The organism is Streptomyces sp. NPDC037401, assembly GCF_055602345.1.
This window is the reverse complement of record NZ_JBVJWO010000046.1, coordinates 1-14833: the sequence shown is the minus strand read 5'-3', so window position 1 is coordinate 14833 and position 14833 is coordinate 1. Positions and strand designations below refer to the sequence as shown.

12 protein-coding genes are annotated in these 14833 nt (G+C 74.9%); 1 reads left to right on the top strand and 11 read right to left on the bottom strand.

Features of this window, described 5'->3' with window-relative positions; translation table 11 throughout:
- Positions 1-318: 318 nt before the first annotated feature.
- The 6 genes from ACZ7H1_RS33290 to ACZ7H1_RS33265 all read right to left on the bottom strand — a co-directional run bounded on the left by ACZ7H1_RS33290 (position 319) and on the right by ACZ7H1_RS33265 (position 8867).
- Complete coding sequence (locus ACZ7H1_RS33290; RefSeq protein WP_470791771.1) at positions 319-2457, bottom strand: condensation domain-containing protein; 2139 nt, start codon at positions 2455-2457, stop codon at positions 319-321.
- Between the two features lie 157 nt (positions 2458-2614).
- Positions 2615-3571, bottom strand: a complete 957-nt coding sequence (locus ACZ7H1_RS33285) for an aromatase/cyclase (RefSeq protein ID WP_470791770.1) — start codon at positions 3569-3571, stop codon at positions 2615-2617.
- Between the two features lie 76 nt (positions 3572-3647).
- Positions 3648-4601 carry an aromatase/cyclase gene (locus ACZ7H1_RS33280; protein WP_470791768.1) on the bottom strand — a complete coding sequence of 318 codons (954 nt, stop codon included), beginning with the start codon at positions 4599-4601 and terminating at the stop codon, positions 3648-3650.
- Complete coding sequence (locus ACZ7H1_RS33275) at positions 4601-5410, bottom strand: SDR family NAD(P)-dependent oxidoreductase (RefSeq protein WP_470791767.1); 810 nt, start codon at positions 5408-5410, stop codon at positions 4601-4603. The genes ACZ7H1_RS33280 and ACZ7H1_RS33275 overlap by 1 nt, the downstream gene beginning before the upstream one ends.
- The gene (locus ACZ7H1_RS33270) at positions 5407-7212 is read right to left on the bottom strand and encodes an FAD-dependent oxidoreductase (RefSeq protein ID WP_470791765.1); all 1806 of its coding nucleotides are present in this window, start codon (positions 7210-7212) and stop codon (positions 5407-5409) included. Before ACZ7H1_RS33270 ends, ACZ7H1_RS33275 begins: the two co-directional genes overlap by 4 nt.
- A 59-nt stretch (positions 7213-7271) precedes the next feature.
- Positions 7272-8867, bottom strand: coding sequence for a class I adenylate-forming enzyme family protein (locus ACZ7H1_RS33265; protein ID WP_470791764.1), 1596 nt, complete (start codon positions 8865-8867; stop codon positions 7272-7274).
- A gap of 140 nt (positions 8868-9007) precedes the next feature.
- Between ACZ7H1_RS33265 and ACZ7H1_RS33260 the strand changes: the two genes are divergently transcribed.
- Positions 9008-9472, top strand: a complete 465-nt coding sequence (locus ACZ7H1_RS33260) for a nuclear transport factor 2 family protein (RefSeq protein WP_470791763.1) — start codon at positions 9008-9010, stop codon at positions 9470-9472.
- Here ACZ7H1_RS33260 and ACZ7H1_RS33255 read toward each other — a convergent pair.
- The 5 genes from ACZ7H1_RS33255 to ACZ7H1_RS33235 all read right to left on the bottom strand — a co-directional run bounded on the left by ACZ7H1_RS33255 (position 9450) and on the right by ACZ7H1_RS33235 (position 14562).
- Positions 9450-10571 (bottom strand): FAD-dependent monooxygenase, encoded by a 1122-nt coding sequence (locus ACZ7H1_RS33255; protein WP_470791761.1) that lies wholly within the window; start codon positions 10569-10571, stop codon positions 9450-9452. The genes ACZ7H1_RS33260 and ACZ7H1_RS33255 overlap by 23 nt on opposite strands.
- Before the next feature lie 3 nt (positions 10572-10574).
- Positions 10575-10838, bottom strand: a complete 264-nt coding sequence (locus ACZ7H1_RS33250; protein WP_470791759.1) for an acyl carrier protein — start codon at positions 10836-10838, stop codon at positions 10575-10577.
- A 432-nt stretch (positions 10839-11270) separates the two neighbouring features.
- Complete coding sequence (locus tag ACZ7H1_RS33245; RefSeq protein ID WP_470791757.1) at positions 11271-12533, bottom strand: ketosynthase chain-length factor; 1263 nt, start codon at positions 12531-12533, stop codon at positions 11271-11273.
- Complete coding sequence (locus ACZ7H1_RS33240) at positions 12530-13795, bottom strand: beta-ketoacyl-[acyl-carrier-protein] synthase family protein (protein WP_470791756.1); 1266 nt, start codon at positions 13793-13795, stop codon at positions 12530-12532. The genes ACZ7H1_RS33245 and ACZ7H1_RS33240 overlap by 4 nt, the downstream gene beginning before the upstream one ends.
- Positions 13792-14562 (bottom strand): thioesterase II family protein, encoded by a 771-nt coding sequence (locus tag ACZ7H1_RS33235; RefSeq protein ID WP_470791754.1) that lies wholly within the window; start codon positions 14560-14562, stop codon positions 13792-13794. Before ACZ7H1_RS33235 ends, ACZ7H1_RS33240 begins: the two co-directional genes overlap by 4 nt.
- Positions 14563-14833: the final 271 nt, after the last annotated feature.

Here is a 14833-nt window from a genome sequence, read left to right as displayed (position 1 = left end):
GTCCAGATTCACGGGAACCGCTCGACAGCCGCTCGAGCCCTCCTACAGCCGTGCACGGGGGTTGCCGGAGGCGCCGTATCCGGCCTCGGCGGGGGCACGTTCAGCCCCGCCGGCGTTTGAGGCGCGGGTCCGGGCGGAGCCCGGTGCCCGGCGGAGCCGGGTTGTTCTTGGGGCTCCGCCCCAAACCCCGCCCCTCAAACGCCGGCGCGGCTGGAGGTGCCCCGGGTACCGGCGAGGCTGGTTCCGCCTCAAACGTCGGCGGGCTGGAAGCGCCTGGGCGCCGGCGGGGCCGGAGGGGTGCGGGAGGGGGCCCCGGGGTCAGGCGGACTGCTCGGCCGCGGCCGCAAGCGTGCGCGCGAGGTCCCGCACCGAGGCGGAACTCCCGTCCGCGGTACCCGCGATGGCCACGAGCGGCGGCAGCCAGCCGTGGGCGGCGATGCGCTGCGCCACGTCGTAGGCGACGCTCCCGCCCCCGGAGAAGCAGCCGAGGAGCAGCGGTTCGCCGGCCGCGAGCGCGGGGCGCACCGCGGCCAGACACGACGCCGTGTCGGCCGGGGCGGTGACCGTGGTGAGCGCCTCCGGGCCCGGATAGGCCTCGGCGAGCGCGTCGTAGCAGGCCTCGGGCGCGGTCGGCGGCGGTACGAGCAGGATCGTGCCGGCGCCGGGCCGCGCGGCCGCGCGCAGCGTGCGCAGACCGCCGTCGTGCGCGACCGGACCGGCCGCGACCGGACCGGGCACCGGCACGTCCGCCAGGGTCTGCAGGATCTCGCCGACCCGGGTCGTGCCGTCCTCGGCGAGCACCGGGAAGGCGCGCAGCAGCTGCGCGGTCTGCGCGAGCACCGCGGCCGCCTCGGGGTCCGCGATCCGGGCCCGGTCGTTGACCGCCGTCAGCAGCAGGGCGCCGTCCGCGTCGTGGTGCGCGCTGATGGCGATGGGCTGGGGCGTGTGCGGGCCCACGGCCTGCGGAAGGTCCACCCGCACGCCCTCGGCGTCGAGTTCGCTCCACAGCGGGTCCCGGCCGTCCGGGACGGGCGGCGGGCCCTGCGGGGCCTCGAACGCGACGAGCGAGTCCGTGAGGTCGCCGGGCAGGACGCGCCCGCTCCACTGGCCGACCTGGCCCGCCGAGACCCATTCGTACGCCGCCGCCTCCAGGGCCCGGTCGCGCAGATCGGCCAGCAGGCGCCCCACCGGCGCCCCGGGGTCCACGTCGACGTGCAGGGGAAGATCGTTGCGCAGGGGGGCCGGGACGCCGGCGGCGCCCTCCAGGGCGATGCCGCGGCCGGAGACGGCCATGGCGAACGCCACGGGCGCCGGGCCCGGTCCGCCGGCCCGGTACAGCAGCAGCGCCCAGGCCGCGTGCAGCGCCGTGCTCTCGGCAGCGCCGAGACGGGCGGCCCACCGGCGCAGCCGGGCGGCCTCGTCCGGGGTCAGCCGCTGGCGCGCGAGCCCGTGGCCCCACCGGGCCCCGCCGCCCGCCGGCAGCCCGGCCGCGGCCGGGCCGGGCACGGTGCGGGAGCCGGCCGGGGGCACGGCGTCGGACCAGAAAGCGCGCGGCGGGGCGAGGTCCCGGCCCGCCAGCCAGCGCAGGTGGTCGCGCACGTCGGGGCGGCGTTCGCCGCCCGTGGTACGCCCCTCGGCCAGGTAGGCACGGTAGAAGGCGCGCAGCAGCAGGCGCACGCTCCAGCCGTCGAGCATGGCGTGGTGGTACGTCAGGAGGATCCGCGTCGGCCCGGCGGGCCCGGACTGCTCGTCCAGGAGCGCGATGCGCAGCAGCGCGGGCCGGTGCAGGTCGAAGGCGCGCAGCCGCTCGCTCACCAGCAGGGAGTGCCAGTCGACGGATCCGTGCCGGTGCCGGACGAGCTGCGGCGAGGCCTGCCGGTGCACGTCGACCCGCGGGGCGGTACCGGTCCCGTCGGTCCGGGCGCGGTCGGCGAACGCGGCCCGCAGCACCGGCTCCTGGGCGAAGACGCTCTCCCAGGCGGCGTGGAACCGCTCGGTGTCCAGCGGCCCGTACCAGCGCCAGTGCAGCTGCTCGACGTGCAGGCCGGCGCCCGGCCTGCCGGTCAGGACGTCGAGCAGCACGTCGCGCTGGCGCGCACTCGCGGGGAGCCCGCCCGCGGGGTACCCGGCCGGGCCGGGGAAGGAGGCGGCGGCGTCCTGCCCGCCGGTGTCCCCCGGGCCCGCGCTCTCCCACGCGGTCCCGGGCTCCCGGCGCCGCGCGGGTGCCGGGTGCGGCACGGCTCCCGGCGTCGTCAGCAGGTCCGCCACCGTGCCCGCCGGGGAGTGCTCCAGGGGCAGGTGCAGGGTGTGGTGCGTCGCCGTGTGCCGGCGCAGGGTGGGCGTGCCCGAGGGCAGCGCGGCGAGGGCCGCGGCGAGGGCGTCCCGGTCGAGGGGGCCGCGCAGGTCCAGTGCCGGGGCGGAGCCGGGCGCGATGACCACGGTCATGGCGACGCTCATCCACTCCTCCTCGTCCTCGTCTCGGCGTCACGCCGGGCGGCGTCACACTTCAAAGGGGTCGAGTATGCGGCGGGCTCCCACGTTTCGCTGATGCCCCGCTGATACCCCGGCGGAGTCCCGCCGGAGCGCGTGCGCGGGCCGGGGGCGGGCCCCGCGCCTACAGGGTCCGGATGGCGGTCTCCGCGTACTGCTTGGCGAGGTTGAGGGTGGCGGTGCTGTTGCGGCCGAGCGCCTCGCGCACGTACGTCCGGGCCCGGACGAGGTCGGCGCCGGGGCCCAGGACCCGCTCGACGGCCTCCTCCCGCAGCAGCACGCTGTGCTGGGAGATCGCGGTGACCCCGGTCTCGTCGGGGATCAGGGACCACTCGCCGGTGTGCGCGGTCATCAGGGCCGGGGTCGCCGTCTGCTTGTAGACGATGCGGCCCGCGTGCGGGAAGCACACCCGGACGGACTCCGTGGTGTGCACCGCGCCGTCGGACGTCACGGTGTCCATGCTCAGCAGCTGGATGCCGGGATCGTTCTCGGTGACGGCGACGCGGGAGACGTGCGGGACGCGCTCCGGCCAGTCGGCGACCCCGTACAGGAACTGGTAGACCAGGTCGGCCGGCCCGTTGATGCGCACGGAGTCCTCGAACGACAGCAGCAGGCCGTCGAGCCGCGTCCAGTGCTCCGCGGCCTCCTTCAGCTGCGCCAGCTCGGCCCGGCTGTTGGTGTCCGTGGCCGCCCTGGTCCACTCGACGTCCGCCGGCCGGTCGCCGGCGACCGCGAAGTCGTGGAGCAGCGTCAGCCGCGAGCGGCCGGTTCCCCGCGGCTCCACGATCCAGCTGCCGCTCATCGCGACGACGGGGGCGGCGGGGACCTCCTGGTGGAAGTCGATCCGCAGCCCCGGCGCGTCGAGGGTGCGGCTCGAGAGCCAGGACTGGACGGTGCCGTTCGCGGTGACCCACATGTGGAACCGGTCCCGGAACCCGTCGAAGTCGAGCCGCTCGACATGGACGCTCGGCGGGAGGAAGAGCGGCCACTGCGTCGTGTCCGCGATCAGCCCGTAGACCACGCCCGCCGGCGCGCTCACATCCACGGCATACGACGTCCGGTGCACCTGCTGGACAGACATCGCCACATCCCTTCCTCAAACCTGGTCCAGAGTCTGTCCGCGACCGCCCGAGCCCCGCTCGAGACGGCCTGGAGCGTCAGCGCGCGAGCGCCGACTCCGCGTGCTGCTTGGCGTACGTCATGGTCGCGGTGCTGTTGCGGCCCAGCGCCTCGCGGACGTACCGGCGGGCCGCCGCGAGGTCGGCCGAGGGGCCCAGCACCTGTGTGACGGCCTCCTCGCGGAGCACGACGCTGTGCCGCGAGGTGACCGTCGAGCCGTACGCGCCGCCGCTGACGGTCCACACGCCGGTGTGCGCCGACATCAGCGCCGGGGTGCGGGTCTGCTTGTAGACGATGCGGCCGGCCGCCGGGAAGCACACCCGCACCGATTCGGTGGTGTGCTCGGAGCCGTCGGCGGTGAGCGTGTCCATGGCCATGACCTGGACGCCGGGCAGGTCCTCGGTGAGCACCAGCCGCGAGACGTGCGGCAGCAGCTCGGGCCACTGATCGGCCCGCTCCAGGAACGCGTAGACCAGCTCCGGCGGGGCGTCCACGCCGACGCGGTCCTCGAAGGACATCACGAGCTCGTCGAGCCTGCCCCAGCGCTCGCCCAGCTTCGCCAGGTTCGCCAGCTCCGCACGGCTGTTGGTGTCGGTGGCCCGCTCGACCCACTCGACGTCCTCCGCCCGGTCGCCCGCGACCGAGAAGTCGTGCAGCAGCGTCAGCTTCGAGCGGTCGCCGCCCAGCGGCTCGACGATCCAGGCGCCGCCCATCGCCGACAGCGGGGCCGCGGGGATCTCCTGCCGGAAGTCGATGCGCCGCGCGGACGCGTCGAGCACGCGGCGCGAGGTCCAGGACTTGACCCGGCCGTTCGCCGTCGCCCACATCCGCAGCCGCTCCTGCACGCCGTCGAACGCCAGGCGCTCCACGTGCACGTTGGGCGGGAAGTACAGCGGCCACTGCACGGCGTCCGCGAGCATTCCGTAGACCACGCCCGCGGGGGCGGCCACCTCGGTCTCGTGCACGGTGCGGTGCACCCGCTCGGCCGCCATCAGAAGTTCCCCAGTCCGCCGCAGACGTTCAGCGCCTGCGCGGTCACGGACGCGGCGAGGTCCGTGGTCAGGTAGCCGACCATGGCCGCCACCTCCTCCGGGGTCGCGTAGCGCCCCAGCGGGATCTTCGCCTCGAACTGCTCCTGCACGTCCTCGGTCGTCGTGTCCCAGGCCGCCGCGTAGCCGGCCCGCACGCGCTGTGCCATCGGCGTCTCCACGTAGCCGGGGCACACGGCGTTGACCGTGACCCCGGTCGGCGCCAGCTCCTTGCCGAGGGCCTTGGTGAAGCCGACGACGGCGTGCTTGGACGCCGAGTACGGAGCGCCCAGCAGGACGCCCTGCTTGCCCGCCGTGGAGGCGATGTTGATGATGCGGCCCGACGGGGCCCCGGCCAGACCGCCGTGCTTGAGCACCTCCCGGGTCAGCAGGAAGACGCTGTTCAGATTGGTGTCGATGACGTCGTACCAGAGCTCGTCGCTGATGTCCGCGGTCGGACCGCCGCCGCTGCGGCCGGCGTTGTTGACCAGGACGGAGACCGGGCCGAACTCCGCGACGGCGGCGGCCACCAGCTCCGCGACCGCCTCGCGGGAGCGGACGTCGGCGGCGGTGCCCGAGACCTCCAGGCCCTCGGCGCGCAGCTCCTCGACGGTCTGCTTGACGTTCTCCGGGGTCCGCGCGCACAGGAACACCCGGTACCCGCGCCGGGCCAGGTCCCGTACGACCGCCAGGCCGATGCCGCTCGTGCCGCCGGTGACCAGGGCGACCGGCTTCCCCGGCGCTGCCGGCTGCGGTGTGGGCGGTGTGGTCATCTCGTTCCCTCCAAGACCCGTGCTGAGGTCTCCACCGTGTCCGGGAGCTCTGGAGACGCGGTGGAAGCCGGGTCGAGGACCGGTGCGAAGCGGGAAACCGGCCGCGGGACCGTGCGGGCGGGCTTGACCGCGTCCCGCAGCACGTCCGGCAGGGAGGCGGCCGTACCCAGCGGTGCCAGGGCGCGCGCCAGCCCGCGCCGGGTCAGCTCCGGGCCGCCCGCGGCGATGTAGCCGTCGGGCCGGATCAGGACCCAGCCGCCCGGCCCGAGGCCCAGCGAGCGCCGCAGCAGCCCGTTGGGGTCGGCCAGCGGCCGGGGCCCGCCGCCGGTGCCGGTGCCGGCAGCGGCGGCGCCGGTGTTGATGACCGTCCGCACCGACAGCCACGAGCCGTGCGCGGCCGCGGCGGCCGCCGCGACACGTGCCGCCTCGGCCGGTCCGCCCGCCGCCCACACCAGGGACCAGCGGATGTCGCGCAGTTCGCCGCGCAGCTCCTCGGAGCCGGGGTCGTCCGGGTGCCGGCCGGCCGCGGCGGCGGCACGCGAGCCCGCGGGCACCGTCATCAGCGGGTCGGCCGTGGTCAGCGGGCTCTCGGGATACGAGAGCAGCAGCCCGGACATGCCGCCGAGCACCTTGCGCTGGATGGCCCGGCGCAGCGGCCCGATGTTGCGCACGAAGGTGAAGGCGACCGGCAGCCCCACACCGGCCATGGTGTTCTTGAACTGCACCAGGAACGTCGCCTTGCGGACCGAGCCCAGCAGCTTCTTGCCGATGGGGACGCGCTCCTGCCCGTACGTGGCGAGCAGCTCCCGGCCCGCCTGCCCGCGGGCGGTCATGGCCAGCTTCCAGGCGAGGTTGTAGGCCTCCTGGATGCCGGTGTTCATGCCCTGCCCGGAGGCGGGGCTGTGCACGTGGGCGGCGTCGCCCGCCACGAAGCAGCGGCCCTCGTGCATGCGCGGCACCATGCGCTGCTGGAAGGTGAAGACCGAGGTCCAGTCGGGCTCGGCGACCTGCACCGGGCGGCCGAGCCCGGTGCTGAGCTTCTCCGAGAAGCGCTTCGCGGCCTCGGCCGGGCTCTCCGAGCGGCCCGCGGGCGCGGTGTCGAGCAGCCGCCAGTACCCCTCCTGCCGGTACGGGACCATCATCATCGCCTGGCTGCCGGTGTGGGCCCAGTAGATGGTGTCGGGCGGCAGGTCGAGGGAGACGGCCGCATCGGCCAGCGCCCAGGTCTCGCTGGACTCGCCGATCAGCGGGAGCCCGAGCTGCTTGCGCACCGTGCTGTGGCCGCCGTCGCAGCCGACCAGCCACGGCACCTCGTACTCCTCGGTGGAGCCGTCGGCGTGCTCGAGGCGGGCGCGGACCGCGTGCCGGTCCTGCTCGAGAGAGGTCAGCCGCACGCCCCACTCGACGGTGACGCCGAGCCGGGCCACGGCCTCGCGGAGCACCTCCTCCGTCTCGGTCTGCCCGATGACGACGGTGAACGGGAACCGGGTCGGCATCGAGCGGTAGTCCGCCTCGAGCCGGACCAGGCGGCGGCCGCGCGCGAACATCGTGAAGGCCCGGTTCCTGCGCCCCCGGGCGAGCACCCCGTCCACGACGCCCATCTGGTCGAACGTCTCCAGCGTCCGCGGGTGGACGGCCACCGCGCGGCTGGTGGGCGCCGGGCCCGGGGCGCCGTCCACGACGCGTACGCGCAGTCCTCGGCGGGCCAGTTCGTGGGCGGCGGTCAGGCCCACGGGGCCCGCCCCCACCACGAGGACCCGGGGGGCCCCGGCCGTCGGGAAGGTGTCGGCGTTCGTCGCCACAGTCGTCGCTCCTTGGGTCGTACGGAATGAAGTGCGCGGGGGGTGCGGACGCGGCGGGGTCACGCCGCGTCCGCCTCCGCCGCGGCCCGGCTGCGCAGGCTGTGGCGCAGGTTGCGCCGCTCGGGCTTGCCGACGTGGTTGCGCGGCACGGCGTCGATCACTTCGACGCGGCGGATCTGCTCGAACCAGTTCAGGCGCACGTTGGCGTGCTCCACGACGGAGTCGATGACGTCGAGGAGGCCGGGCGCGGTCGGGTCGCGCAGCACGATGCCGGCCCAGACGACCTCGCCGTGCACCGGGTCGGGCCAGCCCGCCACGATGCACTCGGCGACGCGCGGGTCGCCGCCGAGGACCCGCTCGACGGCACTCGGCGAGACGAGCTCGTTGTCGTACTTGAACACGTCGCCGAGCCGGTCCACCAGGAACAGTTCGCCGTCCTCGTTGCGGTAGCCGACGTCCCCCGTGGAGAACCAGCCGTCCTCGTCGACCGGCGAGGGCGCACTGTCGTCGAGGTAGCCGGCCATCACCTGCGGCCCGCGGACCTGGACCTCGCCGGTGGCGTACACGTCGAGCGGAGTGCGCGTGCCGACGCCGACGATGCGGCATTCCGTACCCGGTACGGCGGGGCCCACGGAGCCGCTCTTCGGGTGGCGCCGGTCCTGGCAGTGGGAGAGCGGGGAGAGTTCGGCCAGCCCGTAGCCCTGGATCACCGGCACGCCCAGGCTCTCGCGCAGGACGCGGGCCGCGGTGGGGGACAGGGCGGTGCCTCCGGACAGCACGGCCGTCAGGTGGCGCCCGGCCGGGAAGCCGTCGGTGAGCCGCTCGTCGCGGGCCAGCGCGTGCAGGCGGGCGGGCAGCCCGTAGTAGTGGGTGGCTTCCGTCTGCGCGGCGACGGCGAGGGAGGCGACCGGGTCGGGGCCGGTGCACAGCACCTGGCAGGCGCCCGCGTAGATCCCCGAGTTGAGGTGCATGGTGTGGTAGAGCGGCAGGTGGTTGACGGTGACCGAGTCGCTGCCGAGGTCGTGCGCGGCGGCGGTCTGGGCGGCGTTCGCCACCAGGTTGCGGTGGGTGAGCCGGACGCCCTTGGGGCGGCCCGTGGTGCCGGTGGTGAACTGGATGCACGCGTCGCCGTCGAGGTCGACGGCTCCCGGCAGGCACGCCCGCTCCGGCGCCGAGTCCAGGGCCGCGGCCAGCGGCACGGCGTCGCCGGGGACGATCCCGTCGGGCGCGTCCGTCACCACGACGGAGCGCAGGTCCGGCAGCCGGTCGCCGAGCTTGATCAGCAGCTCGGCCGTGGCGGACGGCACGAACGCCACTTCCACGGCGGCCGTCCGCAGGACGTGGAACAGGCCCGCCTCCTTGATCAGCGGGTTGACCAGCACGACCGTGTTCCCGCTGCGCACGGTGCCGTAGTAGACGGCCGCGAAGACGGGGTCGAGGACGTTGGCGACGCCGATCCGCGCGCCGCGCCGGCCGCTCGTGTGCTCCAGGTAGGAGGCGACGCGGTCGGCCTGCCCGTCCAGTTCCGCGAAGGTCACCGTGGTCTTGGTGCCGGCCCTGTTCACGGTCCGGATCGCCCGGCCCGCGGGGTCGCGGACCGCCGCCCGCCGCAGCAGGCCGTCCAGCGGGAGTTCCGGGTACGCGAATTTCGGCATCGTGCTGTCCTCCAGGCTCCCGGGGGGCGGCCCGCGGCTGCGGCGGAAACCCAGCCTCGGCAGGGGCGCTTGAGGAAGCCTCGAAGGGTGCTCGATCTGCACCGCAGAGGCTGGGGGAAACCGAACGAACGGAGTCCGCGATGACCGCGACGATCGCCACCGAAGCGTCCCCCCGCCCGTCCCAGGAGCGGGAGCCCGGCCTGGTGTACGCGGAGGTCCAGCAGTTCTACTCCCGGCAGATGCAGCTCTTCGACTCCTTCGAGGCCGAGCCGTGGGCGCGGACGTTCACCGAGGACGCCGTCTTCGACGTACCCACGCTGCCCGCGCCGGTGGTCGGCCGCGCCGCCCTCGCCGCGAACGTCCGGCGCAACGCCGGACTGCAGGCCGCCGGCGGCGAACAGATGCGGCACTGGCTCGGCATGCTCGACGTACAGCCCCGGCCGGACGGCTCGCTGCACACCCGCAGCTACGCACTGGTCTACCTGACTCCGCGCGGCGGCGAGTCGAAGGTGCACCGCGTCTGCGTGATGGAGGACGAGCTGGTCCGCACGTCCGACGGCTGGCAGGTCTCCCACCGCCTGGTCACCCGCGACGACCTCGCGTGACGCCCCGGCCGGACACCGCCCGGCCCTGCGCGGCCTCCGACCGGTGCACGGCGGACGCCGCCGGGGAGCGCTGCTCCTGATAGGCCGCGAGCCGCCGGGCGGTGGGCTGCCCCGCGTGCAGCGCGGCGACGAGTACGGGGTGCAGCGCGGTGGCGTCCTGCAGGGCCAGGCTGATGCCCTGGGCCCCGACCGGCCCGTGCGTGTGCGCGCTGTCGCCGAGCAGCACGAGCCCGTCGCGCACCCACTCCCGGGCGTGCGAGGCGAACACGCCGAGCACGCGCACGTCGGCCGCCGGGGTGAGCTGGGCGTGCAGCAGATCGGCGTACTGCGGCAGGACCCCGGCCAGATCCCGCCGGATGTCCTCGATCCCGCGCCCGGTGGCACGGGCCCGGCCCGGCGGCAGGGTCCAGGCCACCCGGACCCGGTCGGGGTGCGTGTCGTGGACCAGGACGGCACCGGCCGGACCGCGGTGCACGCGTACCCGCCCGGTGGCCCGGCGCGGTGCGCGCAGCGAGAACCACACCACGTCGTGGGCGGAGGACGCGCAGCGCCCCGCGTCGATGCCCGCGAGGGCACGGGTCCGGGAGAACCGGCCGTCGGCGCCGACGACCACCGCGGCCCGCACGGTGACCGGCACCCGGCCGGGGCCGAGCACCACGGCTCCCTCGCACCGGCCGCCGGGACGCCGCTCCAGCAGCGCGGCGATCCGGTGCCCCTCGAGCGGGGTGAAGCCGGGCAGCCCCCGGCAGGCGGCGAGGAGTTCCTGCAGCACGTGCCGCTGCGGCACGGCGAGGAGGTGGTCGTACGGGGCGGGCAGGCGGCCGTAGTCGATGTCGGCCGACACCCGCCCGCGCTCCACGACCTGGACCCCTCGCAGGCTCGCCGCCCCGCGGGCCGCGGCGGCGGTGAGGACGCCCAGCCCGTCCAGGACGCGCTGGCCGCCGGGCTGCAGGAGCTCGCCGTGGAACTCGCGGCGGAACCCGGTGGAACGCTCGACCAGTGCCACGCGGATGCCCGAACGCAGCAGCATGAGCGTCAGGGCCAGCCCGGCGGGGCCGGCACCGATGACGCACACGTCGGTGTCGAGCTCCTCGCCCACCGGTCAGACCGCGGCCCTGGCCGCCAGTACCTCGTTGACCATGGCGAGGTAGCGGCGCGGGGTGTCCGCGTCGTCGATGGCCTCCTCGTCGAGCAGGACGTCGTAGTCGCGCTCGATGTACCCGGTGGTCTGCAGGACGGCGAGCGAGTCGTAGCCCAGTTCGAACCAGTTCAGGTCCAGGACGTCGCCGTCGAGGTCGACGCCCTCGTCCTCGCCCGCGCACTCGCGCAGGATGCGCTTCAGGTCGTCGAGTGTCAGCCGGTCCATTTGACCTTCCTTCGGGGTGACCACCGGGTTTACCCGGTGGGGGAGTCGAATCTCTGGTGTGGAGCCGCGAAGCGGCGGAGTCCGCTGTGTTGTCAGTGACGGCCGGTAGCGTGAACGCGTCGGCACTGACCAGGTGGAACGGAGAGGGGGAGGGTCACGTCGATCCGCGCGCACACGTTCCTCCTTCGCCCGCCGGCCGGTCAGGAAGCCCTTCTCCGGGCGTGGCCGACCACTGCTCGCTCGACAACGGAGCCTTGCAGGAGCGCCGGGACGCCTACCGGCACAGCTCGAAGAACCGCGCTGAACGTCCTGCACAGGGCCGGGCTGGTCCTCTGCGACGGTGCTTGGCCACCGATCCGGGAAGCCCGCCGCTTCAGCGGTGGGTGGAGTCACGGTCTCCCTCTGTTCTGCGTCGAAGTACGGACGGGCCCGTCAGGCGCCGGGGCCGCGGACGACGACGGCGGAGTTGAAGCCGCCGTGGCCGCGGGCCAGCACGAGCGCGGTCCGCAGCGGAACCCCCAGGGCGGGGCTGGCCGTTCCGGTGACCAGGTCCAGCGGACAGTCGTCGGCCGGGAGCTCCGTGCCGGTGGTCGGCGGGATCAGCTGGTCGCGCAGGGTGAGCAGGGCGGCGGCCACGTCGAGGGCCGCGCCGCCGGCGGCGAGCCGCCCCGTCATCGACTTGGGCGCGGTGACGGGCACCCCGCGCGGGCCGAACAGCGCGGTGATCGCCTCCGCTTCGGCGCGGTCGGCCGTACGCTCGCCCGCCGCGTCGGCGAAGACGACGTCGATCTCGTCCGGGTGCACGCCCGCATCGGCGAGCGCGAGCTCCGCGGCCGCACGGAGCCGGGAGGTTCCGTCGGCGTCGAACGTCGCGGCGTGCCCGGCGATGCTGCCGTAGACGCGGGCCCCGCGCCGGCGCGCCTCCGCGGCGCCCTCGAGGACGAGGAGCGCGCCGCCCTCGCCCACGACGTGGCCGCTCGCGTCCTCGGAGAAGGGCAGGTAGGCGCGGGCCGGGTCCTCCCGGTCGGTGAGCCGGCCGCCGGCCAGGTGGGCGGCCCAGCCCCAGGAGCACAGCGCGGAATCGAGACCGCCGGTCACGACCAGCTGGGCGCCCTTGCGGATCTGGCGGCGGGCGTGGGCCAGGGCGTCGAGGCCGCCGGCCTGCTCGGAGACGATCACTCCGGAGGCCCCGCGCAGGCCGTGCCGGATGGAGATCTGACCGCTGTTGACGGCGTAGAACCAGGCGAAGGACTGGTAGGCCGAGACGTGCTGGCCGCCCTTGCTCCACAGCGCCTGGAGCTCCTGCTGGCCGAAGTCGAAGCCGCCGAAGGAGTTGGCGGTGACCACGCCCGCGGCGTAGTCGGGCAGCTGCGCGGGGTCGGCCCCGGCGTCGTCGAGGGCTTCCTTGGCCGCGGCGAGCGAGAGCCGGGTGACCCGGTCGGTCTGCGGCAGCAGCCGGCTGGAGACGTGGTCGGCGTCGACGAACCCGGGCACCTCCCCGGCGAGCTTCGCCGGATAGCCGCTCGCGTCGAAGCGGCCGACCGGCCGGATCCCCGATTCGCCGCGCAGGACCGCGGACCACCAGGCCTCGGTGCCCAGCCCGTTGGGGGCGGCGACGCCGATGCCGGTGACGACGGGGGCCGCGGTGCGGGACGCGGCGGTACGGACGCCCGCAACGGCGACAGCGGTGTTCATCGGTCCGCCTTCAGGTTCGGGTTGTTCAGGATCATGGCGCTCTGGAACCCGCCGAAGCCGCTGCCGACGGTCAGCACCGCGTCGGTGCGCTGCCGACGGGCGGTCAGCGGGGTGTAGTCGAGGTCGCAGGCCGGGTCGGGCTCGTGCAGGTTCGCCGTCGGCGGGACGGTGTCGTGTTCGATCGCCAGGGCGCAGGCGGCCACTTCGAGGGCCCCGATCGCGCCGAGCGAGTGCCCGACCATCGACTTGACGGAGCTGACCGGGACCTCGTACGCCCGCTGCCCCAGACTGCGCTTGAACGCCTCGGTCTCGTGCTTGTCGTTCTGCTTGGTGCCGGAGCCGTGCGCGTTGACGTAGTCGATGTGCTCGGGCAGCAGCTGCGCCTCGTCGAGCGCGGCCGTGATGGCGGCGGCCATCTCGGCTCCGTCGGGCCGCAGTCCGGTCATGTGGTACGCGTTGCTGCGGGAGGCGAAGCCGGAGATCTCGGCGTAGACGTGCGCGCCGCGGCTGCGGGCGTGCTCGTACTCCTCGATGACGAGGACGGCCGACCCCTCTCCCAGGACGAAGCCGTTGCGGGTGCGGTCGAACGGCCGGGAGGCGGTCGCCGGCTCGTCGTTGCGCGTGGAGGTGGCGCGGATGGCGTCGAAGCAGGCCACGGTGATCGGCGTGATGGGAGCCTCGGCCGCGCCGGTGACCATGACGTCGGCGCTGCCCTCCCGGACCAGCTCGACGGCGTGGCCGATCGCGTCGAGACCGGACGTGCAGCCGGTGGACACCAGAGCCACGGGCCCCTGGGCGCCGACGGTACGGGCCACCTCGGCCGCCATCGAGCTGGGGACGAAGTAGTCGTACAGGTGGGGTACGGCCTTGGTGTGGTCGACGAGTGCCAGGGAGCCCTGCTCGCTGACGGCGCCGTACTCGGCGTCGAGGCCGGTGGTGCAGCCCAGGGCGCTGCCGAGGGTGACCCCGGTGCGCGTGGCGTCGTAGGAGCCGGTCAGGCCGCTGTCCGCGAGGGCTTCGCGGGCGCTGACGACGGCGAACTGTGCGGCCCGGTCCAGGCGGCCGGCCTGCTCGGCGGTGAGCCCGGACTCCTGCGGGTCGAAGTCGGCTTCGGCGGCGATCCGGGAGCGGAAGGCGGTGGCGTCGAAGAGCGTGATGGGGCCGGTGGCCGTACGGCCGTCGGTCAGCAGCGACCAGAATTCCTTGGTGCCCGGACGGCCCGGGGCCACGACCCCGATGCCCGTGATGACGACTCGTCTCATCGCCCTTCCCCCTGTCCCGTCTGGTCGCGGTGGCCGCGCAGCACGATGCGTGCGGCCCGGCCGAGCGTCCGGGGCAGTGCGCCGCCCCGGACGAAGTAGTGGTCGCCGGGCACGGTCCGCCGGACGAACGCTCCGGTGGTCCAGCGGCTCCAGCCCGCGGCGTCCCCGGGGCCGACGAGGGGGTCCTCGCGCCCGGCGACCGCGAGCACCGGTACGGGCACGGGTCCGGGGGCGGTGGGCGCGGTGGCGGCGGCGCGCAGGTTGCGGGCGAGCCGGAGGTCGGCGCGGAGCACGGGGAAGACGGACCGGAACCACACGTCTCCGGGCCGTACGCCGGGCGGCAGCGCGCCGAACCGGTCGAGGATGCCCAGCAGTTCCGGTTCCGGCAGCTCGGCGCAGTCGGCGAAGACGGCCGGGGCGTCCGGCGGCGGGCTGGCTCCGACGGCCAGCAGGGCGGGCATCGGCAGTCCCCACTCCCGCGCGGCCTGGGTGACCGTGAGCGCGATCGTCGCGCCGAGGCTGTGCCCGTAGAGGACGTAGGGGGTGCCGGGCTCGTCGGCGATCTGCTCGAACAGCGGCTTGAGGTCGGACAGCAGCTCGTCGCGCTCGGTCAGCCGGATCTCACGGCGCCGGTCGTCGCGTCCGGGCAGCAGCCAGGGCGTGGTCTTCACCCCGCTGCCGGCGAGCTTGTCCCACCGGTAGAACGAGGAGACCCCTGCCCCCGCGTGTGCGAAGCAGTGCAGCCGTACGGCCTGCCCGTCGCCCATCGTTACCTCCCACGAACCGCACCACGTAGGCCTCGACCTTCACCGACCCTGCTCGAGCCGGGCTCGAACGGCCCTGTTCCGGCCCCGGAACGCCGACGGGGCGGCGTACGCCGACGCGGTGTCGGAGTGCGCCGCCCTCGGGCGGGACGAGCAGGGGGCGGTGGGCCCGTGCGCATGCGGCTACTTCGGGTCGCGCTTGAAGGACGCCATCGACCAGCGGTAGCCGAGGACGGCGAGGCCGAGGCTCCAGGCGAGGGCGAGCCAGCCGTTG